General features: G+C 47.3%; 21 protein-coding genes and 1 tRNA gene. 11 read left to right on the top strand and 11 right to left on the bottom strand.

The features are described from left to right. The first annotated feature begins 2 nt into the window (after positions 1-2). From ICN30_RS05345 to ICN30_RS05335, 3 genes are read left to right on the top strand one after another with little or no spacing between them, the layout of a single operon-like run. Positions 3-782, top strand: a complete 780-nt coding sequence (locus ICN30_RS05345; protein ID WP_216273810.1) for a glycosyltransferase family 2 protein — start codon at positions 3-5, stop codon at positions 780-782. Beyond that, the gene (locus ICN30_RS05340; RefSeq protein ID WP_216273809.1) at positions 779-1,558 is read left to right on the top strand and encodes a glycosyltransferase family 2 protein; all 780 of its coding nucleotides are present in this window, start codon (positions 779-781) and stop codon (positions 1,556-1,558) included. Before ICN30_RS05345 ends, ICN30_RS05340 begins: the two co-directional genes overlap by 4 nt. A 20-nt stretch (positions 1,559-1,578) precedes the next feature. Beyond that, on the top strand, positions 1,579-2,736 hold the full coding sequence (locus tag ICN30_RS05335) for a glycosyltransferase family 9 protein (RefSeq protein WP_216273808.1): 1,158 nt from the start codon (positions 1,579-1,581) through the stop codon (positions 2,734-2,736). Positions 2,737-2,766: 30 nt separating this feature from the next. On the opposite strand, the gene dnaE is transcribed toward ICN30_RS05335, so the two are convergent. After that, the gene (gene dnaE, locus ICN30_RS05330; protein ID WP_216273807.1) at positions 2,767-6,393 is read right to left on the bottom strand and encodes a DNA polymerase III subunit alpha; all 3,627 of its coding nucleotides are present in this window, start codon (positions 6,391-6,393) and stop codon (positions 2,767-2,769) included. 15 nt (positions 6,394-6,408) lie between these two features. Here dnaE and gluQRS point away from each other — a divergent pair, with 15 nt between their 5' ends. Then, positions 6,409-7,362, top strand: a complete 954-nt coding sequence (gene gluQRS, locus ICN30_RS05325; protein WP_370626601.1) for a tRNA glutamyl-Q(34) synthetase GluQRS — start codon at positions 6,409-6,411, stop codon at positions 7,360-7,362. On the opposite strand, the gene ICN30_RS05320 is transcribed toward gluQRS, so the two are convergent. The 3 genes from ICN30_RS05320 to ICN30_RS05310 form a co-directional block, all read right to left on the bottom strand. After that, positions 7,349-8,767 carry a DEAD/DEAH box helicase gene (locus ICN30_RS05320; protein WP_216273806.1) on the bottom strand — a complete coding sequence of 473 codons (1,419 nt, stop codon included), beginning with the start codon at positions 8,765-8,767 and terminating at the stop codon, positions 7,349-7,351. The two genes, gluQRS and ICN30_RS05320, sit on opposite strands and share 14 nt — an antisense overlap. A gap of 6 nt (positions 8,768-8,773) precedes the next feature. Beyond that, the gene (locus ICN30_RS05315) at positions 8,774-9,178 is read right to left on the bottom strand and encodes a heme-binding protein (RefSeq protein ID WP_216273915.1); all 405 of its coding nucleotides are present in this window, start codon (positions 9,176-9,178) and stop codon (positions 8,774-8,776) included. Between the two features lie 73 nt (positions 9,179-9,251). Then, positions 9,252-10,436, bottom strand: a complete 1,185-nt coding sequence (locus ICN30_RS05310; protein WP_216273805.1) for an alanine--glyoxylate aminotransferase family protein — start codon at positions 10,434-10,436, stop codon at positions 9,252-9,254. A gap of 179 nt (positions 10,437-10,615) precedes the next feature. Between ICN30_RS05310 and ICN30_RS05305 the strand changes: the two genes are divergently transcribed. Then, the gene (locus ICN30_RS05305; protein ID WP_255533116.1) at positions 10,616-11,299 is read left to right on the top strand and encodes a GntR family transcriptional regulator; all 684 of its coding nucleotides are present in this window, start codon (positions 10,616-10,618) and stop codon (positions 11,297-11,299) included. Next, positions 11,296-14,388 carry an FAD-binding and (Fe-S)-binding domain-containing protein gene (locus tag ICN30_RS05300; RefSeq protein WP_216273804.1) on the top strand — a complete coding sequence of 1,031 codons (3,093 nt, stop codon included), beginning with the start codon at positions 11,296-11,298 and terminating at the stop codon, positions 14,386-14,388. The genes ICN30_RS05305 and ICN30_RS05300 overlap by 4 nt, the downstream gene beginning before the upstream one ends. Before the next feature lie 23 nt (positions 14,389-14,411). On the opposite strand, the gene ICN30_RS05295 is transcribed toward ICN30_RS05300, so the two are convergent. Genes ICN30_RS05295 through queG form a run of 3 tightly spaced genes read right to left on the bottom strand, consistent with a single transcriptional unit; the run spans position 14,412 to position 16,677 of the window. Further along, positions 14,412-14,753 (bottom strand): AzlD domain-containing protein, encoded by a 342-nt coding sequence (locus tag ICN30_RS05295; protein WP_216179062.1) that lies wholly within the window; start codon positions 14,751-14,753, stop codon positions 14,412-14,414. Beyond that, complete coding sequence (locus ICN30_RS05290) at positions 14,753-15,538, bottom strand: AzlC family ABC transporter permease (RefSeq protein ID WP_216273802.1); 786 nt, start codon at positions 15,536-15,538, stop codon at positions 14,753-14,755. Before ICN30_RS05290 ends, ICN30_RS05295 begins: the two co-directional genes overlap by 1 nt. A gap of 44 nt (positions 15,539-15,582) precedes the next feature. After that, positions 15,583-16,677 (bottom strand): tRNA epoxyqueuosine(34) reductase QueG, encoded by a 1,095-nt coding sequence (gene queG / locus ICN30_RS05285; RefSeq protein WP_216273800.1) that lies wholly within the window; start codon positions 16,675-16,677, stop codon positions 15,583-15,585. A 43-nt stretch (positions 16,678-16,720) separates the two neighbouring features. Between queG and tsaE the strand changes: the two genes are divergently transcribed. The 5 genes from tsaE (at position 16,721) to ICN30_RS05260 (ending at position 20,330) form a co-directional block, all read left to right on the top strand. After that, positions 16,721-17,248 (top strand): tRNA (adenosine(37)-N6)-threonylcarbamoyltransferase complex ATPase subunit type 1 TsaE, encoded by a 528-nt coding sequence (tsaE, locus tag ICN30_RS05280; protein WP_216273796.1) that lies wholly within the window; start codon positions 16,721-16,723, stop codon positions 17,246-17,248. 5 nt (positions 17,249-17,253) lie between these two features. Further along, positions 17,254-18,591 (top strand): N-acetylmuramoyl-L-alanine amidase, encoded by a 1,338-nt coding sequence (locus ICN30_RS05275; protein WP_216273794.1) that lies wholly within the window; start codon positions 17,254-17,256, stop codon positions 18,589-18,591. Between the two features lie 86 nt (positions 18,592-18,677). Continuing rightward, positions 18,678-18,753: transfer RNA gene (locus ICN30_RS05270), tRNA-Lys, on the top strand. A 215-nt stretch (positions 18,754-18,968) separates the two neighbouring features. Then, positions 18,969-19,346 carry a recombinase family protein gene (locus ICN30_RS05265; RefSeq protein WP_216273792.1) on the top strand — a complete coding sequence of 126 codons (378 nt, stop codon included), beginning with the start codon at positions 18,969-18,971 and terminating at the stop codon, positions 19,344-19,346. 207 nt (positions 19,347-19,553) lie between these two features. Continuing rightward, on the top strand, positions 19,554-20,330 hold the full coding sequence (locus tag ICN30_RS05260) for an alpha/beta fold hydrolase (protein ID WP_216273790.1): 777 nt from the start codon (positions 19,554-19,556) through the stop codon (positions 20,328-20,330). 27 nt (positions 20,331-20,357) lie between these two features. Here ICN30_RS05260 and ICN30_RS05255 read toward each other — a convergent pair whose 3' ends face one another. Genes ICN30_RS05255 through ICN30_RS05240 form a run of 4 tightly spaced genes read right to left on the bottom strand, consistent with a single transcriptional unit; the run spans position 20,358 to position 24,446 of the window. Continuing rightward, positions 20,358-21,293 carry an electron transfer flavoprotein subunit alpha/FixB family protein gene (locus tag ICN30_RS05255; protein ID WP_216273787.1) on the bottom strand — a complete coding sequence of 312 codons (936 nt, stop codon included), beginning with the start codon at positions 21,291-21,293 and terminating at the stop codon, positions 20,358-20,360. Then, positions 21,294-22,049, bottom strand: a complete 756-nt coding sequence (locus tag ICN30_RS05250; protein WP_216273785.1) for an electron transfer flavoprotein subunit beta/FixA family protein — start codon at positions 22,047-22,049, stop codon at positions 21,294-21,296. It lies immediately after the preceding gene. Between the two features lie 59 nt (positions 22,050-22,108). Next, on the bottom strand, positions 22,109-23,242 hold the full coding sequence (locus ICN30_RS05245; protein ID WP_216273784.1) for an acyl-CoA dehydrogenase: 1,134 nt from the start codon (positions 23,240-23,242) through the stop codon (positions 22,109-22,111). Between the two features lie 10 nt (positions 23,243-23,252). Beyond that, positions 23,253-24,446 carry an acetyl-CoA C-acyltransferase gene (locus ICN30_RS05240; protein WP_216273781.1) on the bottom strand — a complete coding sequence of 398 codons (1,194 nt, stop codon included), beginning with the start codon at positions 24,444-24,446 and terminating at the stop codon, positions 23,253-23,255. Positions 24,447-24,461: the final 15 nt, after the last annotated feature.

Raw genomic sequence — 24,461 nt, 5'->3', positions numbered from 1 at the left:
TTATGCCCACCTTATCCGTCATACTCATCACTCGCAATGAAGAGGCCAATTTGGCCGATTGCTTGGCATCCCTAGAGGGGATTGCCCAGCAAATCGTGGTGGTTGATGCCAACAGCACCGATAGCACCCTAGAAATTGCCGAAAACCATAGGACCACCATTAGCCAACCAGCTGATTGGCCTGGATTTGGCCCTCAAAAGAACCGTGCTCTGGACCTCGCAACGGGTGAGTGGGTTCTATCCCTGGATGCTGATGAGCGACTTACCCCGGCCCTCAGAAGCGAAATTCTGACCGCAATTCATCATTCTGCTCATGTCGACTGTTTTGCGATTCCGCGCCTATCTTGGTACTGCGGACGCTTCATTCATCATTCTGGCTGGAGCCCCGATTACGTGGATCGGTTATTTAAGCGCGGCACTGCTCGCTTCTCCGATGACCTGGTGCATGAGCGCCTAATCCCAAATGGTCAAGTAGCGAAGCTGGAAAATCCCATGTTGCACTTCAGTTTTATGAACTACTCACAAGTGCTGCAAAAACTTGACAGATATTCAACAGCATCAGCAGAGCAGGCATTTTCCAAAGGCAAAAAGAGTGGTCCCTTAAAAGCAGTGCTTCATGGCATCTGGGCTTTTATTCGCACCTACTTTATTCGCCTTGGTTTCTTAGATGGCCCACAAGGCTTTGCTTTGGCAATCTCCAACGGGCAAGGAACCTACTATCGCTACATGAAGTTATGGCAATTACATCAAGAAGCTGCGCATCATCAACATCACGGCAAATGATCTCTGTACTTCTAGCGACCTACAACTGGCCCCAAGCCCTCAAATTATGTCTTGAGTCACTCAGCACTCAAACAGATTTAGATTTTGAAATCATCATTGCTGATGACGGCTCCACCTCAGACACTAAAGAACTTATCGCAGGAGCTCAGGTTGATTTCCCAGTGAAAATAACGCACCTCTGGCAAGAGGATCAAGGGTTTCGTAAGACCCGCATTCTTAATCAAGCTATTGAAGTATCTCTTGGGGATTATTTAATATTTCTGGATGGTGATTGCATTGCTCAGCCAGACTTTATCGCCCAACATCGACGCCTATCTCAGGCCAACCACCTGGTAACAGGCAGTCGTATCTTACTTAACGACAAACTCAGCAAACAATTACTCTCTTGGCCCCAGTGGGATTTCAAGAGATTTATCGACAACTTATTAAGCTATCGACTATCTGGCGGCATCAATAAGTTCTGGCCTCTCAAAATCAAACTCGGTGCTGGTGCATGGCGCAACTACAAGAAATTTGTCTGGCGGCGCATTAAAGGCTGCAATATGGCCTGCTGGAAGGCCGATGCCCAAGCCATTGGTGGCTTTGATGAAACCATAACAGGCTGGGGTCATGAAGATGCTGATTTTGTTTTCAGACTACAAAATAAAGGTGTGATTCGTAAATCTGGGTCCTGGTCCACTGAAGTTCTCCACCTCTATCACCGCATTAACAATCAATCTAATGCCGCAGAAAATGCACGTCGCGTACGTGAAAAAATTCTGGCTAAAGCTCAGTAGGATTGAGTTACATTAACTCCATGACTGTATTCTCAGCACTAAAGCCTAAAAAAGTTTTATTCATTGCGACTCGCCAAATTGGCGATGTCCTCGTCACTACGCCACTAATCTCACAAGCGCGTGAACTGTGGCCTGATGCTGAGTTTCACTTTTTGGGCTACCGCGGTAAGCTCGACATGCTCAAGGGCAATCCTGATGTTGCCCAGACGATCGAAACTTCCGACCGCCCCAAACTCAGAGAATATCTTTCCTTATTTTTTAGACTCTTTCAACGTTACGATTTGGCGATAGTCACACAACCGAGCGATCGCGCCTATTTCTATGGCTTAGCAGCAGCTCATCAACGCGTAGGCGTATTAGGCGGTCACCCTCAAGGGCTAACAGAGCAGGACAAAGCCAAGAAAAGCAAAAGTGATAAGCAAAATGCCTGGAAAAAGACCATCAGTTTACATACAGTTGATGTGGATTATTTTGCACAACATGTCATTACCGAAAAGATCCGCCTGCTTGAAATTTTTTACAAGAGGCCTCAAGAGATATTTAACAAACCGATATCAGTGATAGCCCCCGCCGGTGATCCTATTACCCCAAGCATTGCCGCTCAACTTCATTCTCCCTATGTAGTGGTTCATCCCGGTCCCTTAACCGCTTATAAGCGCTGGCCGCTAAGCTATTGGCAATCCTTGCTGACGTGGATTGCGGAACAAGGTTGGCAAGTTGTGTTGAGCGCATCCCCCGCCAAACAAGATCTTCAACTCAATAAAGATATTCTTTCCCTGCTTGATGAAAAGACGCGCAGACAAGTTGTTGATACCGCAGGCCTACTCTCTATCCCACAAGCAGGCACACTGATTCGTGGAGCTATAGCCTATGTTGGAGTGGATACGTCGATCACCCATCTTGCGGCAGCATGCAACACGCCTACCATTGCCTTGTTTGGTCCAACCCCACCCACCAACTTTGGCCCATGGCCAAATGGCTTTATTGGCACGCAACCTTATCAATTAAGAGCTCGCTCGCAGACGGTTGGCAATGTCACGATCCTACAAGGGCCCGGTGAATGTGTTCCCTGCCGCAAAGCAGGCTGTGAAGACCGCGCTAGCAGCAATAGTGAATGCTTGGATCACTTAGAGCCAAATCACGTAATTGCAGCGCTTCAAGCTGCTACAAATAAGTAAAGCACTCTGGGTGGTTTTGTTACCGCTGATTTAGTGGTACTGAACCTGAACAGTATTGGATTGCTTGGCAGCCAAAATTTGATTCAGGCTATGCAAGCAAGCATCATCAGGATAGATGCGTAGCTCTTCTGGGAATTGCATTAGACAGGCCCCGCCACTAGTAGTGACTGCAGCCGTCAGCATTAAACCTTTGAGACCCTCACTAGCGCTTGGCATAGATGCTGCTGCAGGCCCTAACTTGGGATCCCGCACACGATTACTCATTAAGTAGGGTCCGATTTGGCTTCGTAAGGATTTAAGATCAATTGCTGAATCGATCGATAGATGTACATTACGCGCAAAACGCATGCGGGCACCCGTAATATCCATCACCGCTTCTGACACAATTCGCATCCCTCCAGAAAACTTGTCAGGTGTAACGTTAACCTTTGCTACTAGCAACTCATCTTCTTTGAGCCAAGAGCGATTCGGTTCATACACTTCGCTATAGAGAGTCACTTCAATTGCAGCAGTCCCATCATCAATGGTTGCAATCATCATGCGGCCCCGTTGACCAGTTAGCATACGAGCAGAAGTAATAATGCCGGCGATCAACTGATCTTTACCCTCGATCACCTTAGATAACGGTTGGCGAATAAAATGCGCAGTCTCATCGCGATAGGCATCAAACATGTGGCCGGTTAGGCAAAGCCCTAGGGCGCTTTTCTCATCCTGTAGGCGCTTCTTTTCAGACCAAACTGGCTCACGCACTAATTCAGGCAAGTGGCGATCTTCTTCACCTGCTACCTCAAACAAACTCACTTGGTTGATTGAGGCTTCTGCTTGTTCAGCCGCCTCAATTGCACGTGCAAGCGAAGCTAATAAAGTGGAGCGAATATCGTAAAGATTACCGCCAGCTGGAATGGAGTCTTTATACAAACTATCAAAAGCGCCGGCACGCATCAAAGCCTCAATCGCGCGACGGTTAACTTGTCTACGATCGACGCGAGCACAGAAATCAAACAGATCTTTAAACGGACCGCCCGCCTCACGCGCTTTCACAATCACTTCGATTGCGGCCTCACCAGTGCCTCTTACCGCGCCTAAGCCATAGCGAATATGACTAATCGGAGAATCCGGGGCAGCATCTGGCGCACGCAATGGTGTAAATACATAAACACCGGTGTTAATGTCTGGTGAGAACACACGAATGTTATTTGCCAAACAATCGTCATACAAAATCTTCACCTTATCGGTGTCATCCATTGCGAGCGATAAGTTGGCCGCCATAAATTCAGCAGGGTAATAGGCTTTTAGCCAAGCCGTTTGATATGCCAGAAGCGCATAAGCAGCAGCATGGGATTTATTAAATCCATAGCCGGCAAAACGCTCCATCAAGTCATAAATCTCGTTGGCCTTGCCTTCGGTAATACCACCCGCTTTTGCACCATCACTAAAAATCTTACGGTGCTGCGCCATCTCTTCAGGCTTCTTCTTACCCATCGCGCGACGCAACATGTCCGCGCCACCGAGTGAGTAGCCACCGATCATCTGGGCCATCTGCATCACCTGCTCTTGATAGACCATGATGCCGTAGGTTTCTTGCAGAACGGGTTCGATACGTGGATCTGGATACTCTACTTTTTGACGCCCATGCTTACGCTCAATAAAGTCTGGAATTAAATCCATTGGACCTGGACGGTAAAGCGCGACGAGCGCAATAATGTCTTCAAAGCGGTCAGGCTTAGCCTCACGAAGCATGCCTTGCATGCCGCGACTTTCTAGCTGGAAGACGGCGACCGTATTGGCATTCTTTAAAACTTCAAAAGCTTTTTCATCGTCTAGAGGAATTTCACCGATATTCCAATCTTTACGATCAGCATGTAATGTCTTAATCCATTTTTCAGCAGCCGCCAAAATCGTCAGCGTTGTTAGGCCCAAGAAGTCAAACTTCACCAGACCAATGGCTTCTACGTCATCCTTATCAAACTGACTAATAACGGAACCGCTCTCTTGATCTTTAGAATCTTTTGCTTCCTGTGTATAGAGCGGGCAAAAATCAGTTAAACGACCAGGAGCAATTAATACGCCACCCGCATGCATACCGACGTTGCGGGTCATACCTTCTAACTGCTGCGCAAGAGATAAGAGCTGGCGCACTTCATCCTCATTCTTTTCGCGTTCGCCTAATTGCTTTTCTTCCTTCTTGGCCATTTCAATAGTCATGTACTGACCCGGCTTGTTCGGAATCAACTTAGCAATACCATCAACGAAGTTATAGCCTTGCTCCAGCACACGACCAACGTCACGAATGGCCGCTCTGGCAGCCATGGTTCCAAAGGTAGCGATTTGACTGACCGCATCTTTTCCGTATTTATCTTTTACGTACTGAATCACGCGATCGCGCCCATGCTGACAGAAGTCAATATCGAAGTCGGGCATGGATACCCGCTCAGGATTTAGAAAACGCTCAAAGAGAAGGTTGTAGCGCAATGGATCTAGGTCAGTAATACCAAGTGAGTAAGCAACCAAAGATCCGGCACCAGATCCACGACCAGGACCCACTGGAACGCCATTGTTTTTTGCCCAGTTGATAAAGTCTGCAACGATTAGGAAGTAGCCCGGGAAACCCATTTGAGCAATGGTCTTCACCTCAAAGACTAGACGCTCGTGATAACGCGCTTCTTCCTTGGCGCGCTCTTCTGGATCCGGGAAATTGCGCTCCATATGGCGCTTCAAACCAATCTCAGATTGCTGCAACAAATAATCGTCGAGCGTAATACCAGGCGGCGTTGGGAAGTCCGGTAAGCGTGGCTGACCCAAGGTTAAGGAAAGATTGCATCGCTTTGCAATCTCTACTGAATTGGCAAGTGCAACTGGTAAATCAGCAAAGCGCTTTTCCATCTCCTCTTGAGATAAGAAATATTGCTCTTCATTAAATTTTTTGGTGCGACGGGGATTACCCAGAAGCTCACCCTCTGCGATACACACGCGCGCCTCATGAGCTGTGAAATCACTGCGTTGCATAAACTGCACAGGATGTGTAGCGACGATTGGTAAATCTAATTCGCTTGCGAGGTGACAAGCAAGCTGAAGCTGCTTTTCATCCTGAGGATGACCGCCACGTTGAACTTCTATGTAAAAAGCATTTGGAAATAATGCTGCCCAGCGTTTAGCGGCATCTATAGCTAGATCCTCTTGGCCTGCCAACAGCGCAGCACCAACATCACCCCAGCGTCCGCCCGAAAGTGCAATCAATCCATACGCAAGCGTTCTTTTTGCCGCTTTATCTTCAGTTTTAGAGGTGGGCTCACTAAACCATTTGGGATCTACTTCAGCACGACCACGTGTCTGATTTTCTAGGGAGGCCTTACTTAACAACTGGCACAGATTGAGATAACCAGAGTGGTTTTGAACTAAGAGTAATAAACGGTAGGGTTGATCTGGGTCCTGAGGATTACTCACCCAAACATCCGCGCCCGCAATTGGCTTAATTCCGCCGGAACGTGCAGCGCTATAAAAACGAACCAAACCAAATAAATTACTTAAATCAGTGAGCGCTAAGGCCCCCATCCCATCTTTTTCAGCTGCAGCAACCGCATCGTCAATGCGAACGACACCATCCGTTATTGAAAACTCGGAATGGACGCGCAGATGAACAAAACGGGGTGAAGCCATGAGATCATTTTAGCTGTGCCGAACCTTAAAAACCCCTCACCCCCAGCCGACGGCTATCGCGGGCGCTTTGCTCCCTCACCTACCGGCCCGCTTCATGCGGGATCGCTAGTTGCGGCCCTAGGAAGCTGGCTAGATGCCCGACAAAATCAAGGGAAATGGCTACTCAGAATCGAAGATTTAGACACCCCCCGCTGCATTCCGGGGGCGGATCAAGAAATCCTGCGCCAATTGCTTGCCTGCGGCCTCAGCTGGGACGAGGAGCCAACCTGGCAATCAAAGCGTCAAGAGCGCTATAAAAGGGCTCTAGAGCGCTTAAATAGGCTCCAAATCATCTATCCTTGCACCTGCTCCCGGCAAAGCATTGCAAACACCCTAGAGGCTCGCGGAGTCATTACCCCGCGCAATCAAGAAATGGTCTACCCAGGAAGCTGCCGCCCCCAAGAAATACCCGCCTATGGGGATGAAAACACCCTCTCGGCTGAAGTACCTTGGCGGCTCGCCCTCCCCCCGGATCTCGCCATTCATTTTGAAGATCTAGCTCTAGGCAAACAAAGCCAGGATCTCAATCGAGAAGTGGGAGATTTTGTACTGCGTCGTCGAGATGGTGTATTTACATATCAACTGGCAGTCGTGGTGGATGATTCCGAGCAAGGAATAACGCACATTGTGCGTGGCGCAGATTTACTCAACAACACGACACGACAAATCCATCTTCAAGATGTTTTGGGATATTCAACACCAAACTATTTACACCTGCCCCTGGTGCTGGATGAACATGGTGAAAAACTCAGCAAGCAAACTTTAGCGAGCGCAATTCACACTGAGAATGCGCAGCAGGCTTTACAAGAATTACGTAAAGCTGCAGGACATTTAGGATTGAGAGGTCTTCCGGATGGAAAAGATACATCGATTGCTGAGTGGCTTTTAGCAGCCACCCAGGTCTGGGATAGAAAAATTATTTCTTCTTAAAGCCACCGAGCAAAGCACCAACGGCTGGCCTTGCAGGGGTGATGCCAACTTTTTTCTCTTCAGGGTTTGTCGTATCTGAAGACGCCTTAGTAACAGCGCTAGGCTCATAGGGCTTATAGAAAAATGGATCTGACATTTTGGCTGGCGCGTCTGATCTTGATGAGCTTCTGCTCGGCGCAGAACTAGGACTACCTTCGGGCAATGGCTGAACGTCCAACTTCCGTTTCATCAACTTTTCAATATCGTCGAGCAAACGTTTTTCACTGGCATCGACCAATGCAATCGCATCGCCCTTGCTGCCCGCACGTCCAGTCCGACCAATGCGGTGAATAAAGTCTTCTGCATTAAATGGCAATTCATGATTAATCACGCAAGGCATTGAAGGAATATCTAAACCACGTGCAGCTACGTCTGTTGCAACGAGAGCTTCGATCGCGCCAGACTTGAATGCGTCCAGCGTTAAAGTGCGCTCACCTTGACTCTTATCTCCATGAATCGCACCCGCTTTAATACCATCGCGCTCTAATGAGCGAGCCAATCGCGCACAACCCAAACGGCTATTAGTAAAGATGATGCACTGGCGAGACAAGCCTTGACGCGTACGAGCTTCAAGCACTTTCACAATCGCGCGCTGCTTGTCAGCACTAGACACCATATGCACCACTTGCTTAACGGTATCTGCTGCAGCATTCTGACGAGCTACTTCAACAGTAACCGGTGTACGCAAATAACTTTGCGCTAATTTTTTAATCTCTGGAGAAAACGTTGCTGAGAACAGGAGTGTTTGACGCTGCGCTGGGATCAAATCAATAATGCGTTGCAAGTCAGGCAAGAAGCCCATATCGAGCATGCGATCTGCTTCGTCCAGAACCAGAATCTCTACTTGCGAGAGATTAGCTACTTTAGAGCCAATATGGTCAAGCAAGCGACCTGGAGTAGCAATCAAAATTTCTACGCCGCCACGCAATGTGGCAACCTGCTCTTTCATATCCACGCCACCGTACACCACGGCAGCACGTAAATCAGTGTGCTTGGAATAGCTCGCTGCATTCTCAGCAACTTGAACGGCTAACTCACGTGTTGGCGTCAATACCAAGGCACGGATGGGGTGACGAGCAGGCGATGCGCTACTACTCGCGTGACGCAAAATCTTTTGAATGATCGGCAACACAAAGGCAGCCGTCTTACCGGTACCCGTTTGGGCCGCGCCCATCAAATCACTTCCCGCCAAAACATGCGGAATAGATTGCGCTTGAATCGGAGTTGGGGTGTTGTAACCCTGCTCAGATACCGCTTTTTGAATCTTTGGATCTAAGCCAAAGTCAGCAAAGGTAATTGTTGCTGGGGTGGCGCTACTCTCAGTAGCGCCGGTAGGGGAATTTATTTCAGGAACAGTATTTGTCAAGGTAACTTACAGAATGGCTGCAATGCCGGCCTTCGCGGTTTCGGCATCCTCAGTCGATTTAACGCCGGAAACGCCGACTGCGCCGATGGTAAACCCATTTACCTCGATATTGACGCCACCTTCCAACATGCCCGAAATATGCGGGGCAGATAAAAAGGAAATTCGTCCGTTATTAATAATTTCTTCGTATACGCGGCTCTCACGCTTACCCATTGCAGCAGTACGTGCTTTTTCTTGAGCGATGTAAACAGAGACAGGAGCGCAACCATCGCGACGAGTTAAACCCAATAGATGTCCGCCATCATCACAAACAGCGATAGTCACTGCCCAGTTATTTGCTGCTGCATGCTTGTCTGCTGCATCCAAAATCTTTTGAACATCAGCCTGGGTTAAATACGGTTTAGTTGCCAACATGATTAATCTCTCTGTCTCTAATACTATTGATATATATGGTGAATTATAGGTTGAGTCTGCCGACTAAGCCTTACTTTAGGTACTCTTGGGCTGCAACCACACCGCTGGCCTTGGGTTTGTAGCCAATAGAGCTAAAACTCATCTCTACGCCACTTAATGCGGCCATCAGGCTCAATTCGTTGCAATCACCTAGGTGGCCAATACGGAAAATCTTGCCTTTGAGCTTGCCCAAACCAGTTCCAAGCGAAAGATTGAACTTTTCTAGGGCATGCTTACGCAGTACATCTGCATCCATTCCCTCTGGAACCACAATCGCTGTTAATACTGGTGAATACGCATTTGGATCCAAGCACTGGTTCTCAAGACCCCAAGCCGCAACTGCGCGACGACAAGCTTCAGCCAAACGTTGATGGCGAGCAAAAATCGTATCCAAGCCCTCGGTCTGCATCATGTCGATTGCTTCATGCAAACCGTACATCAAATTGGTGCTAGGTGTAGTTGGCCAGTAGCCTGTTTTATTAGATTCTAAAATTTCATCCCAGGCTAAATAGGCCTTAGGAATTTTGCTGTGCTTACTTGCTTCAATCGCTTTTGGCGACAAAGCATTAAAGCCAATCCCCGGAGGCAACATCAGACCTTTTTGTGAACCGGAAACGGTTACGTCAGCACCCCATTTGTCATGCTCATAGTCCGCTGAACCCAAGCCAGATACGCTATCCACGAGTAATAGCGCTGGATGTTTTGCATCATCCATCGCCTTGCGAACCGCAGCAATATTGGATGTCATGCCAGTTGAAGTTTCATTATGTACTACACAAACCGCCTTGATTTCATGCTGAGTATCTTTGCGTAAGCGCTCTTCAATCACAGATGCATCAACACCCCAACGCCAAGTATCCGCACCTGCTTTACCTACTACCTCAACTTCAATGCCAATCTTTTTGGCTAGAGCACGCCACAAGTTTGCGAAGTGACCGGTTTCATAAAAGAGCACCTTATCGCCAGGATTAAGGACATTAACTAAAGCACCTTCCCAAGAACCAGTTCCAGAAGCAGAATAAATAATCACAGGCTGCTCAGTCTTGAAAATCTTCTTGATGCCATCTAAAACCTTGAGGCCAAATGCACCAAATTCAGGGCCGCGGTGATCAATCGTTTGATAGCTAATTGCCCGCAGAATGCGTGAAGGCACTGGGCTTGGGCCAGGAATATGTAAGAAATGGCGTCCTGAGAGGTGGTTATCTAGTTTTAGCATGCTGAGTCTCGCTTGGTTTTTGTAGTTAATCTTGCAAGCCAGTGTAAGGTACTTTTTGGCAATTTACAATTTTGTATGCAAAATATTTATCAAATAAGTAAAAAATAAGGCTTTTATAGCGTTATTTATGCTTATTGATGGGTTATAATAAATATGTATACAAATTTAAGGCATTTCAAATGATGCTCACTGCACCCCCAAATACCCAAAACTTGCACGAGGCCACCTTCCAAAAGCTCCGATCCTTATTGGTTGAGGGTGCAATCATTCCCGGCAGCAAATTGAATGAACGTGAGTTAGCAGAGCAGCTCAATGTATCGCGCACCCCTATTCGTGAGGCGATTCGTCGCTTAGCCGCTGATGGGCTGGTTGAACTAATTGCCAATCGCGGCGCGATTGCAGTGCAACTGACTCGGGACGACATCATTCACACCTTTGATGTGATCGCAAATTTAGAGGGCTACTCCGGAGAGCTCGCCGCACAAAACATTAGCGATCAAGCGCTCATCGAACTTGAAGCACTTCAATACGAAATGATGGCATCCTACGCGCGTAGAGATCTTTCTAGCTACTACCGACTCAATCTCAAGATTCATCAGGCGATTAATCACGCAGCGAATAACCCCGTCTTAAGTCAGCTATTTACTCAGGTTAACGCACGCATTGAGGCGCTCCGCTTTCGCTCCAACCAAGATGGCGTGAAATGGGAAAAGGCTGTTGGGGAACATCAAGAAATGTTGGATGCATTAAAGGCGCGCGATAGCGTACGGATGCGCAAAGTCATGATGCAGCATGTCATGAATAAGCGTGATGTGGTTATTCAATTAGTTGACTCAGAATCTAACGAGAAGGTTGCAGCATGAACAAGCCACTGGATTTGCCGCTACCGGAATTCGTTGCCAATAAGGCAGAGTTAGCCAAGCGACTGAAACAAGAAACTACCGGTGAAGTCATGACTGACATGGCTAGTCGTGGACGTTATGCAACCGATGCATCGATCTATCAAGCCATGCCAGTTGCGGTCTTTGTGCCGAAAACCGCTGAGGATATTGCGACTGCCATCCAAATTGCAGCCGACCTGGGTGTCCCAGTTCTGCCACGTGGCGGAGGCACCAGTCAGTGTGGCCAGACCACTGGTACAGCACTCGTTATTGATAACACTAAATACTTTCGCAAACTCTTACATGCGGACCCAGAGAAAGCAACTGCAGTAGTTGAGCCCGGCATTGTTTTAGATCACCTCAATGCCGCACTTAAACCCCACGGCCTCTGGTATCCCGTGGATGTTTCCACCGCAGGACAGGCAACGATTGGCGGAATGGCGGGCAATAACTCGTGCGGCAGCCGATCTATTGCTTATGGGAATATGGTGCACAACGTTTTAGGAATTGATGCCTGGTTAGCAAATGGACAGGTCGCCAACTTTGGCAATTACGCACATAGCTCTGGCGCCGCAAAACAGCTCGGCGACTTTGTAAAAGATCTCGCCAATACACTCCAACCAGAAATAGAAGCGCACTTTCCCAAAGTATTACGACGTGTTGCCGGATACAACCTCGATGTATTTCATCCGCAAAGCGAGCGTCCTTACACTCAAGACGGTAGCGTCAATCTAGCGCACCTCTTAGTAGGTAGCGAAGGCACTTTGGCTTACTTCAAATCGCTTGAACTCAAGCTAGCACCTTTGCCGCAACACAAAGTGCTTGGCGTAGTGAACTTCGCCAGCTTCTTCAAGGCAATGGATAGTGCGCAGCATATCGTCAAACTGGGACCTACCGCTGTTGAGTTGGTAGACCGCACCATGATTGACTTAGCGCGCCATAACCCAAGCTTCAAGAAAACCATTGAGACAGCACTGATTGATGCTAACGCTCAAACACCTGAAGCCATCTTATTAGTAGAGTTCTCAGGGGAAGCGCATGCACCCCTGCTCGAGAAGCTCAAGTCCTTGCAAAGCCTTATGGGTGACTTACAACTACCGGGTTCAGTAGTTGCAATGCCTGATGCCGGCTTGCAAAAGAATTTATGGGAAGTGCGCAAGGCTGGCCTGAACATCATGATGAGCCTGAAGGGTGATGACAAGCCAGTCAGCTTCATTGAGGACTGCGCAGTCCCATTAGAAAGTCTTGCTGAATACACTCAAGCACTGACAGATGTATTTTCTAAATACGGTTCGCGTGGCACTTGGTATGCGCATGCATCTGTTGGCACCCTCCATGTCCGCCCAATCTTGGATATGCGTCGCGATGGGGGGCAAAAGATGCGTGCGGTTGCAGAAGAGGCGTCAGCACTTGTTCGCAAATACAAAGGTGCTTATAGCGGTGAGCACGGTGATGGACTCTGCCGCGGCGAATGGATCTCTTGGCAATTTGGACCCAAGATTACTGAAGCTCTCGCAGAAATCAAGCATGCATTTGATCCAAACGGATTATTTAATCCTGGCAAGATCGTTGATCCCCCCAAGATGGATGATGCAAGCAACTTCCGGTTTCCGCCAAGCTATAAAGTCATTCCACTACAACCGGCGTTAGATTGGTCTGCATGGAATGTGCAAAACAATCCCGTTACAGAAGAAACGAGTGCGCCCGGTACTGGTGGCGACCCTGCGATGGGCTTAGCTAAAGCAGTTGAGATGTGTAACAACAATGGCCATTGCCGAAAGTTCGACGCTGAAGTGATGTGCCCGAGCTATCGAGTGACTCGCGATGAAAAACATCTCACCCGTGGTCGCGCCAACACCCTGCGTCTCGCACTCTCCAATCAACTGGATATCAAAGACGAAAGTTCACCACTCGGAAGCGATGCCATTAAAGAAGTAATGGAGCTCTGTGTCAGTTGCAAAGCCTGCCGTCGTGAATGTCCTACCGGCGTTGATATGGCGAAGATGAAAATTGAGTTTCTGTCAGTCTATAAAAAGCGAACCGGTCATACGCTGCGCGATTTAGCGGTTGCCTATTTACCTAAATACGCCCCAATTATTAGCAGTATTCCCGGCCTTCCTGCCCTACTCAATCTTCGCAACCACATCGCGCCGATTGCTAAATTGCAAGAGTGGATCATGGGCATTTCCGCACAAAGAAGTCTGCCAATCTGGAAGGCTAAAACATTCTGGGGCGACAAGAGTGCCAATACGCCTTACCAATTTACGCCAGCGGAACTTAGCCACGCTGATACGAATGGCAATAAAGGGGTTGTGCTGTTAGCTGATACCTTCAACGCTTACTTTGAAGATGAAAACTTACAAGCTGCATTAGCGGTTCTAAAGGCCGCTGGATATCGCGTACATATTCCACAGAAGCGACTGGCAGAGCAAAACTCAAAAGTAAGCTCAACACCAAACACCTGCTCTAAAGAATTCTGCTGTGGTCGTACTTACCTGGCTGCAGGCATGGTCGACAAGGCTAAAGCCAGCTTAGATGAATTAGTAAATCATCTTGCCCCGTTTGCTGAAAAAGACATCCCGATTATCGGTCTCGAGCCTTCCTGCCTCTTTACCCTAAAGGATGAAGCATTGGTTATGGGCTTTGGCGAACGCGCAGTAACGGTAAGCAAACATGTACAGCTCTTAGAAGAATTCTTAGCTGGTGAAGCAAGGAGTGGGAAGCTCCAACTGCAGTTAAAACCTGCTTCGCGCCCCGTGTTGTTTCATGGACATTGCCATCAAAAATCATTTGCCGCTGTTACGCCGGCAATGGAACTTTTAAAGTTAATCCCTAATGCGGAGCCTAAGCTCATTGAGTCTTCTTGTTGCGGTATGGCGGGTAGCTTTGGTTATGAAGCTGAGCATATTGAAGTGTCAAAGCAAATGGCAGAGGCCAGCCTTTTACCCGCAATACGTAAGGCGCCAGATAGCTGGGTGGTTGCGGATGGGACAAGCTGTCGCCACCAAATAGCTGATGGCACACAAAGAGACGCCGTACACATTGCCAAAATTCTGGCGGCCCATCTCTAAACCGAATTACTGGAGTGTTTGACTTAGCGCATCACGCCGTAAGCGAGCATCAAAAGTGTTCCAGTCAATAAGGCTGGGACGAGACGGCGTGTTGGCTTAGAAACCATCACACCGATACTGAGTACACAAATGAGAATCCGAATCCATACGGGTACGGTTGCCAGAAGACCAATCGGCATCAAAATCATTCTGACAACTAGGGCAGCAACCATCGCATAAGTTACCGCTGCTAGCCAGCGAAAGATCTCGCTATCTTGATTAATGCGTTTTGCGAGTAAGACACCAATCGCGCGGCAGAAGTAGGTCCCGATTGTGGCGCCCGCTAAGGCGATCCATAAACCCCATCCTTGAAGAGCGGCATTCATTAGCTGATCACCCCTGCTTTCTTACGCAATACTTTACGGTCAAAGAAGTAAGCGGCGGTTCCTGCCACCAAGCCAGTGGTGAGCAAGCTAGTATCACGATCTAAGATAAAGAAAAAAGGTCCGAGCACAAATCCCAAACCAATCGCAATCCGATTAATCCAGGGCTTTACCTCGGTAAAGGTCAACAAAAAGAATAGGGGATTAATAAAAACGAGGCCAAGCGTAATTGCCGCAGGGACCATGCCGGCCAGAAAATATCCCAAGATAGTTCCTGGGATAGAAATTAACCAACATAACAATCCCAAGCCAACAAAGTAACTCAGGCGATGTTTTGCCTCAATCGTCTGAAACTCGCGCATCGAGATAGCCCAAGCAGTCATTGCCAATAAATGCACCGAAGCATAGAGGCGATGATTGCGATCTTTTTCGTGGAACTGCGGAAAGAGGGTTACCGTCATCGTGATGAAGCGAGTAGATGTTAGGGAGACGGCCAAAATAATTGCCAAGACTGATGATCCAGTAATCGCCATCTCCAGTAAAACTACCTGGCCAGGCAAGGCAAACATTAAGAAGCTAGTCGCTCCAGTAAACCAAGCATCTACGCCATTAGTTTTGCCCATTGCTCCAAAGCCCACCATGCCAGCAAATAAGACCATGGCTGGTGCTCCTGCAGCATCCCGAATGCCCGTCCAGAAAGCATCGCTGCGATTTTTAAAACGCTGCGCTGTTGAACACTCGAGAGCAATTTCGCTAGGGTCTATATAGGGTTGATCGGCTGATGACATGAATTCATTGTAAGTGAGATGAAGGTAAAACTGGCAAGGTGAACTTAAGAGCCCAGCGCCCAATCAATATGCTCGGCTACCAAGGCATCTGCCACGGGCAAAGCATCAGACAAGGCTGCTCGTAGCAAATCTTTATCTGCCTGGGGAGCAGCACTATCAGCCAGGGCATTGCCCATAGCCACTGCTAAGTTTCTGCGCCAGCGGGAGTAACCGATGCGACGAATGGCGCTGCCCTCGTGGCGCTTTTCAAATTCATCTTCAGTCCAAGACCAAAGTTGCAAGAGACCTGCTCTACCAAGACCATGACGCTCAGCAAAATCTGGCAAGGTAGATCGTTGCGCAAATTTATTCCAAGGGCAAATCAATTGGCAGTCATCGCATCCGTAAACGCGATTACCCATCGCCCTACGAAACTCTACCGGGATAGAATCTGGGTTTTCAATCGTCAAATACGAGATGCAACGTCGGGCGTCTAATTGGTAAGGTGCAGTAATTGCCTGTGTTGGACAAACATCAATACAGGCTTGGCAAGTGCCACAATGCGATTCTTCTTCTTGATCAATCGGTAGCGGAACATCGACTAGGATTTCACCCAAAAAGAATGTTGACCCAGATTCACGATTCAGTAGCAGTGTATGTTTACCTCGCCACCCCAAGCCGGCCTTACGAGCCAACTCGACCTCCATCAATGGCGCTGAATCTGTAAAGACACGATAACCAAACGATCCAATTTTCTTTTCAATCAACTGCGCAAATTCTTGCAAACGATTGCGCATGACCTTGTGATAGTCGCGCCCTCGCGCATACATCGAGACCACGGCTTGAGTAGGATCTCTCAATCTATCCCACTCATGATCAAAATCGATTACAGGTGAAAGGTAATTCATGGTGACGCAAATGACTCTGACGGCTCCTGGAACCAGCATGCTTGGATCAGAGCGAACATTGGCATGCTTAGCCATGTATTCCATCTGACCATGGCGACCCTGCTCTAACCACTCATGCAGCCTGTCTGTAGCTGATCCAAGATGGGTATCAGTAATACGTAAACCATCAAAACCGAGTGCACGAGACTGCTCATCTAGCCATTCACGCAGATTGGCCTGATCAACAGGGTTCAGTATTTGGAAAGAAGTCATTAGGAATACAGAATGTAGCTTAATAATTGAATAAACTAGGCAAATGGCTCAGAATTCATTTAATCAATATTGTAGGCAAGAAGCGGATACCACTGCTTTAGCGCAAAAGCTTGCCAGCAGCCTCAACCATCTTTTTCAAGCAGATCACAGCACTCACCTCAATATCTCCTTAGAGGGGGATCTAGGAGCCGGCAAAACCACCTTTGCTCGCCATCTAATACAAGCCCTGGGATACGAGGGTCGCGTCAAGAGTCCAACCTATACTTTGTGTGAGCCTTATCTTATTCAAATCAATAGCAGCAATCCCTCCACCGCTACAAATATCACAGCCCACCACTTCGACCTCTACCGCATGAGAGATCCGCTGGAGTGGCGGGAAGCTGGCTTTGCAGAGCATTTTGATGAGCCCGGATTCTGTTTAGTGGAGTGGCCAGAAAAAGCTGAAGGCACCCTGCCTGCTTTTGATATTGAAATTCATCTCATTGCTGACGATGATGAGAATGCGAGAAATATTAGTTTCAAAGCAAGCTCTAGCCAGGGAATAGCCGTTATCGAAAAGATGCAAACCTAATAGAGATGAGCAAGCCCCTGATTAATTCCTCCAGAAGAAAGCATCTCAAGACTTCAGCAAAGATGCTGGGCTTCATCCTCTTTTTCAGCGAGGCAGAGATCGCTTGGGGTGCCAAGATCTTAGGCGTACGTATTTGGCCAGCAGAGGATTACACACGCATCACTCTGGAGTCCGACAAAGCATTGCCCATTACCCAACAACTACTTACCAACCCCGATCGCTTGGTGGTAGACGTTCAAGGCATGGAATTGAATTCCACCCTGAAAGACTTGGTCGCCAAGGTCAAACCAAATGATCCTTATGTTTCACAAATTCGAGTGGGTCAATTTCAACCAGGTATGGTGCGCTTGGTATTTGACCTCAAAGAGCCCGTAAAGCCTCAACTCTTTACGCTGGACCCGATTGCTGAATACCAATACCGCATGGTGCTCGATCTCTACCCAGCGATCCCGCCAGATCCTTTGATGGAATTGGTGAAGAGTAGCGCCCGTAAAGAAAGTGCTTTAGAAAAAGCCAATGAAGAAATTGACCTGATTGCACAGTTCGCTACCAAGAAAGAAAAGGATGCTCCAAAGGCGCCGGTAGCACAAGCAATTCCGGATGCAAAAGAGCCGCCTGCTCAAGCAAAACATAAACGTCTTATTACTATTGCAATCGATGCGGGTCATGGTGGAGAAGATCCGGGCGCAATTGGTACGATGGGCTCTAAAGAAAAACATGTGGTGCTATCGATTGCCAAACGCTTGCGTGACAAGATTGAAAACGATCCATATATGCGTCCGTTCCTCACTAGAGATGGCGATTACTTTGTTCCACTACATACGCGCGTACAAAAAGCGCGTCGAGTAGAGGCAGATCTCTTTGTCTCAATCCATGCGGATGCCTTTATTGAACCCAGAGCCAAAGGAGCATCAGTTTTTGCTCTATCCCAAATGGGCGCCAGTAGCACAACCGCGCGCTGGATGGCCAATAAAGAAAATGCTTCCGACTTAATTGGTGGCATCAATATCAAGACGCAAGATAAGCAGGTAGCGAATTTATTGCTAGATATGTCAACTACCGCCCAGATCAAGGATTCGCTTCAAGTGGGAACATCGATCCTCAAGCAAATTAGTGGATTTGCCCCACTACATAAAGCGAAAGTTGAGCAAGCTAGCTTTGCTGTTCTCAAAGCCCCCGATATCCCATCCATCCTGGTGGAAACCGCCTTTATCAGCAACCCCCATGAGGAAGCTCGCCTCAATGACGATGCCTACCAAGACCGTATTGCGGAGGCAATTTTGAGAGGAATTAAGGACTATTTCTCCAAAAACCCACCGGTAGCCAGACGGGCAAACGCGTAGCGCTCTTGTAACTACAAGGCGTAGAGGGAAAACCCAGCAAACTGGGGGAAGTCAAACCAAGTTCTTGCTATAATTTCTGTCTTACTGGGTCGGTAGCTCAGTCGGTAGAGCAGCGGACTTTTAATCCGTTGGTCGCGAGTTCGAATCTCGCCCGACCCACCATAAGTTCTTGATTTAATTAAATAAATTCTGAACTTAGTTAGAGAAAAGTATATTAGTGTGAATTATTATACTTTTGCAGTAAAAACCTGAGACCCGCATATTCATTAGAGTTGCGGGTTTTTTGTTGCCTGTTCACAGTAGGAACATGCTTGCCATTCCCATGCCTTCCTTTACCTTCCAGATACCGAACCACCATTTCTGAAAGGTTATTTAAAGTGAATAAACGAGTCGCACTATACGCACGAGTATCAACAGACAAACAAACTTGTGAGAATCAACTCACAGAACTACGTGCCATTTCAGCGAGAATGGGTTACACAATCGTTCAAGAGTTCGTCGATGAAGGCATCTCAGGAGTGAAAGCACGGCGCCCTGCTCTCGACTTAATGATGAATATGGCAACTCAACGAAAGTTCGACATGGTCATGTGTTGGTCAATAGACAGACTCGGCAGGTCATTACAGAATCTTATTGAGTTACTCAATCAACTTGAATCAGTCAAAGTTGATTTGTTCTTTCATCAACAAGCGATTGATACGTCTACACCGATGGGTAAGATGATGTTCTCAATACTGGGGGCACTTGGTGCGTAGGCTTTTGGCTAAGCGTTACTTTAAGTAACGCTCAAAAGACAAAACCCTCATCAGCAATGGTGAGGGTTGCTTTTTTGGTTAGCATTGGTGCTTAGTGAGTGTTTTAAGAAATATAATACGAGCATTGAAAGATGAAAAACGTCCAATGCTAGCAAATCCTGATACCCTGTGTCTTTGAGTAAAAATTTTAATTAGCGAGTTTGGCACGTGCCCTTTTTTGACAAAACACTAAAAGGTAAAAATGGGGGCGTCTTTGTGCGAGAGTGGAATACCCATTTCTGCGATAAAACTCCAATCGTCTTAATTCATGACTCCCTTGGATGCGTAGAGCTATGGCGAGACTTTCCAGACCTATTAAGCCAAAAAACCAATAGAAGAGTAATTGCCTATGACAGGATTGGGTTTGGAAAATCTGACCCCATACCCAAACCTATCTCAAAAGAATTTATTGCCAACGAGGTAAGCGAAAGCTTTGCAACGGTTTGCGAACAGCTAAACATCTCAAAATTTATTTTATTAGGACATAGCGTGGGTGGTGGCATGGCATTAAATTGCGCAAGTCAACTTCCTAATCAATGCGAGGCCATCATCACTATTGCCGCCCAATCATTCGTTGAAGACAAAACCTTAGCTGGAATACTGGCCGCCAAATCCTTGTTTCAAAATCCAAAACAGATTGAGAGGCTAGAAAAATACCATGGCGAGAAAACGCAATGGGTTTTAGACTCCTGGATCAAAACCTGGACATCAAATGACTTTAAAAATTGGTCCCTGGAAGATGTACTACCAAAAATAAACACGAATCTCTTAGTCATACATGGACTGAATGATGAATATGGAAGCGAAAAGCATCCCAAATCAATAGTAAATTTATCTGGCGGTAAATCTTCTCTCGCTCTAATGGAAGATACAGCCCACTTTCCACATCGGGAAAAACCAGTGGATGTACTGAAATACATCCACGAGTTCCTGGAGTCTTTGTAAATCTAACTTAGCGATACAAATTACTTATCAACCCAATGCTTTGGTAAGCTCAGGCACAGCAGTATTCAAATCCGCTACCAAACCATAATCGGCCACGCTAAAGATGGGTGCTTCTGGATCCTTATTAATGGCGACGATCACTTTGGAGTCTTTCATGCCCGCTAAATGCTGAATGGCGCCAGAGATGCCCACTGCAATGTAAAGCTGGGGCGCAACAATCTTGCCAGTCTGACCAACCTGATAATCATTGGGAACATAACCAGCATCCACTGCAGCACGGGATGCCCCTAAAGCAGCGCCCAGCTTATCTGCCAAAGGCGTAATGAGCTCTTGATACTTCTCTCCAGAACCCAATCCACGACCACCAGACACGATGATCTTGGCAGCAGTCAATTCAGGGCGGTCGGACTTAGTCAACTCTCGACCAACAAAAGAAGATTTACCAGCGCCTTCAACGGCAGGTCCTTTTTCAATTGCAGCAGAACCACCTGTGTTCGCCACTGGATCAAAGCCAGTGGTGCGAACGGTAATCACCTTGATGGCATCGCCTGACTGTACGGTTGCAATAGCGTTACCTGCGTAAATTGGGCGCTCAAATGTATCAGCAGAAACCACTTTAGTGATGTCCGATAACTGGGCAACATCTAACTTAGCGGCAACACGTGGCAATACATTCTTACCATTGGCAGTTGCAGGAGCCAAGATATGACTATAGCCATTAGCAATTGACAGAATCTGAGCTGCCAAAGGCTCAGCCAATTGATCGGCCAAATTAGCAGCATCGATCTGAATAACTTTGCGTACACCAGCGATTTGAGCTGCAGCCCCGGCAGCAGCATCAGATTGGTTGCCAGCAACCAAAACATCCACCTCAGGGGAGCATTGCAAAGCGGCTGCTACCGCATTGAGCGTAGCTGCCTTTAAAGATTGATTGTCGTGTTCAGCAATAACAAGTGCGGCCATTTAGATCACCTTCGCTTCATTTTTGAGTTTTTCTACCAAGGCTGCTACATCAGCAACCATCACACCTGCGGAGCGCTTAGGAGGCTCTTCAACTTTGATTGTTTTTAGACGTGGAGCAATATCTACACCCAGATCTTCAGGCTTCACAATATCAATCGTCTTTTTCTTAGCCTTCATGATGTTCGGCAATGTGACATAACGTGGTTCATTCAAACGCAAGTCAGTTGTAATCACTGCAGGCAATGACAACGCAATAGTCTCTAAACCACCATCGACCTCACGAGTCACAGTAGCTTTGCCATCAGCAATAACTACTTTAGATGCAAAGGTTGCCTGTGGAATATCCATCAGGCTTGCCAACATCTGACCAGTTTGGTTGCTATCGTCATCAATCGCTTGTTTGCCGAGGATGATAATTTGCGCCTGTTCTTTATCAGAGAGTGCCTTGAGAATCTTTGCTACTGCTAAAGGCTGTAAGTCGGCATCAGGAGCGGTCTCAACCAAAATTGCACGATCAGCGCCAATAGCTAAAGCAGTACGCAGCGTTTCTTGGCATTGGGTTGCACCTGCAGTCACCACCACCACTTCAGTTGCTACGCCCGCTTCTTTTAAACGCACCGCCTCTTCAACAGCGATTTCATCAAAGGGATTCATACTCATTTTGACGTTGGCTAAATCCACACCAGAGTGATCTGATTTGACTCGGATTTTGACGTTGTAATCCACAACGCGTTTTACAGCTACTAAGATTTTCATCTAAATGTCTTTCGATTAATACTAATTAAATATAAAAAAATTTGGCAATAAGATGATTTTTATTGAGCAAGTGCTCTGCCAATAACTAAGCGTTGTATATCGCTAGCACCTTCGTAAATTTGGCAAACACGCATATCTCGATAAATACGCTCAACCGGGAAATCACTCACATATCCATAACCACCATGAATTTGTATGGCGTCAGTGCAGACTTTTTCAGCTACCTCTGAAGCAAATAATTTGGCCATCGAGGCTTCGGTCAAACAAGGCTTGCCAGCGTCTTTAAGTATTGCAGCACGCCATACCATCAACCTTGCAGCATCCAATTGAGTGGCCATATCAGCCAAACGGAAATTAACAGCTTGGTGCTCAATAATGGGGACTCCAAAAGTGATACGGTCCTTTGCGTAGGCAATTGCAGCATCTAAAGCAGAACGCGCCATTCCAACAGCTTGTGCAGCAATACCAATGCGACCAGCTTCCAAATTTGAAAGTGCAATTTTGTAACCTTCTCCTTCGCTACCCATTAAACAAGAGGCGGGGATACGGCAGTTCTCAAACAGAATCTGTGCTGTATCTGAAGCATGTTGCCCCATCTTCTCTTCAAGACGAGCCACAATGAAACCAGGAGTGTTGGTAGGCACCAAAAAGCAGGAAATCCCTTTTTTACCAGCAGCCTTATCCGTCACAGCCAAAACAATGGCTACATCAGCATGCTTTCCTGAAGTAATAAATTGTTTTACGCCATTCAAAACATAATGATCCCCATCTCGATCGGCACGAGTGGTAATGGCTGATGCATCAGAGCCGGTGTGCGGCTCTGTTAAACAAAAACAACCTAGCTTTTCACCTCTTGCCAATGGTTTTAACCATGCTTCCTTCTGGGCCGCACTTCCATATTTAAGAGTGATGCCACAAGCTAATGAGTTTTGCACGCTCACAATCGTCGATGTAGATCCATCTCCTGCGGCAATTTCTTCGAGAGCCAAAACAAGGGACATGTAGTCCATGCCTGCTCCACCCCACTCTTCTGGCACTACCATTCCCATTGCGCCTAGCTCACCCAATTCTTGGATAGCTTGTTTTGGGAAGGCATGAGTCTTGTCCCATTCTGCAGCAAAAGGGGCTAAGCGTTCTTGCGCAAAACTGCGCATAGAATTGCGAATCATTTCTTGTTCAGTCGTTAATAACATTTAATCAGCCTCAATACATTTCTACAGCCAAAGCAGTTGCTTCGCCGCCACCAATACACAAAGAAGCAACGCCTCGCTTCAAGCCATTCTTTTTCAAGGCGCCCAATAGCGTTACTAAAATTCGTGCGCCAGATGCGCCAATGGGATGACCTAGCGCGCAAGCACCGCCATGAATATTGACCTTCTCTGAAGAAAGCTTTAGATCATGAATAGCAGCCATCGCCACCACTGCAAAGGCTTCGTTAATCTCAAATAAATCGACTGAATCTACCGACCAATCAATATTTTTAAGTAATTTTTGTATGGCTCCAACAGGTGCAATTGGGAACAATGCAGGTACACCAGCATTATTAGCGTGCCCCACAATACGAGCCAAAGGCTGCATACCTAGCTTTTTGGCATGAGACTCCCTCATGAGCACTAAAGCAGCAGCACCATCAGAAATCGAAGAGGAATTTGCCGCCGTTACAGAACCATCTTTTTTGAATGCGGGTTTTAATTCAGGAATTTTTTCAATATTGACTGCAAAAGGACCATCATCTTTCGCAATAATTTGATCTCCTTTTCTGCCACTCACCGTGACTGGCGCAATCTCCCAATCAAAACTGCCGTTATTACTTGCCTCTTGCGCACGCATAGTCGAACGAATTGCATATTCATCCTGCGCATTGCGAGTAAAGCTATAGCTACCGGCACAATCTTCCGCAAACGTACCCATCAATCGACCGCGATTTTCTTTTGAGTACGCATCCTCCAAGCCATCCATAAACATATGGTCAAGCACTTGCCCATGACCAAGGCGATAACCTCCACGAGCCTTAGGCAACAAGTAGGGAGAATTTGTCATCGACTCCATGCCGCCCACCACAGTTACCGCATAAGAATTCGCAACAATGCCATCATGACCAAGCATAGTTGCCTTCATTCCAGATCCGCAAACTTTACTAATCGTTGTGCAGCCCGCATGAAGTGGCAAGTTCGCTAGCAATGCAGCTTGACGAGTAGGGGCCTGACCTAAACCCGCAGGCAACACACACCCCATCAGAACCTCCTCAACTAAGTTTGCATCTAAGCCAGCCCTTTCAACAGCCGCCTTAATCGCAACGGCGCCTAATGTCGGCGCAGTTAAACCTGAAAACGCACCTTGAAAACTACCCATAGGGGTTCTTGCTGCAGAGACGATTACTACTGGATCATGTGTCATAAATCTATCAATCAA

Origin of the sequence: Polynucleobacter sp. 31A-FELB, from assembly GCF_018882405.1 — a bacterium.
Classification (GTDB): Bacteria; Pseudomonadota; Gammaproteobacteria; order Burkholderiales; family Burkholderiaceae; genus Polynucleobacter.
Note: the sequence above shows the minus strand (reverse complement) of the source record. Positions and strands in the feature narration are given on the sequence as shown.

Excerpts from the sequence above, each read along its gene's own strand:
- ICN30_RS05345 (WP_216273810.1), top strand. The coding sequence starts at position 3 with ATGCCCACCTTATCCGTCATACTCATCACTCGCAATGAAGAGGCCAAT.
- ICN30_RS05340 (WP_216273809.1), top strand. The coding sequence starts at position 779 with ATGATCTCTGTACTTCTAGCGACCTACAACTGGCCCCAAGCCCTCAAA.
- ICN30_RS05335 (WP_216273808.1), top strand. The coding sequence starts at position 1,579 with ATGACTGTATTCTCAGCACTAAAGCCTAAAAAAGTTTTATTCATTGCG.
- dnaE (WP_216273807.1), bottom strand. The coding sequence starts at position 6,393 with ATGGCTTCACCCCGTTTTGTTCATCTGCGCGTCCATTCCGAGTTTTCA.
- ICN30_RS05310 (WP_216273805.1), bottom strand. The coding sequence starts at position 10,436 with ATGCTAAAACTAGATAACCACCTCTCAGGACGCCATTTCTTACATATT.
- ICN30_RS05305 (WP_255533116.1), top strand. The coding sequence starts at position 10,616 with ATGATGCTCACTGCACCCCCAAATACCCAAAACTTGCACGAGGCCACC.
- ICN30_RS05300 (WP_216273804.1), top strand. The coding sequence starts at position 11,296 with ATGAACAAGCCACTGGATTTGCCGCTACCGGAATTCGTTGCCAATAAG.
- ICN30_RS05295 (WP_216179062.1), bottom strand. The coding sequence starts at position 14,753 with ATGAATGCCGCTCTTCAAGGATGGGGTTTATGGATCGCCTTAGCGGGC.
- ICN30_RS05290 (WP_216273802.1), bottom strand. The coding sequence starts at position 15,538 with ATGTCATCAGCCGATCAACCCTATATAGACCCTAGCGAAATTGCTCTC.
- queG (WP_216273800.1), bottom strand. The coding sequence starts at position 16,677 with ATGACTTCTTTCCAAATACTGAACCCTGTTGATCAGGCCAATCTGCGT.
- tsaE (WP_216273796.1), top strand. The coding sequence starts at position 16,721 with ATGGCTCAGAATTCATTTAATCAATATTGTAGGCAAGAAGCGGATACC.
- ICN30_RS05275 (WP_216273794.1), top strand. The coding sequence starts at position 17,254 with ATGAGCAAGCCCCTGATTAATTCCTCCAGAAGAAAGCATCTCAAGACT.
- ICN30_RS05255 (WP_216273787.1), bottom strand. The coding sequence starts at position 21,293 with ATGGCCGCACTTGTTATTGCTGAACACGACAATCAATCTTTAAAGGCA.
- ICN30_RS05250 (WP_216273785.1), bottom strand. The coding sequence starts at position 22,049 with ATGAAAATCTTAGTAGCTGTAAAACGCGTTGTGGATTACAACGTCAAA.
- ICN30_RS05245 (WP_216273784.1), bottom strand. The coding sequence starts at position 23,242 with ATGTTATTAACGACTGAACAAGAAATGATTCGCAATTCTATGCGCAGT.
- ICN30_RS05240 (WP_216273781.1), bottom strand. The coding sequence starts at position 24,446 with ATGACACATGATCCAGTAGTAATCGTCTCTGCAGCAAGAACCCCTATG.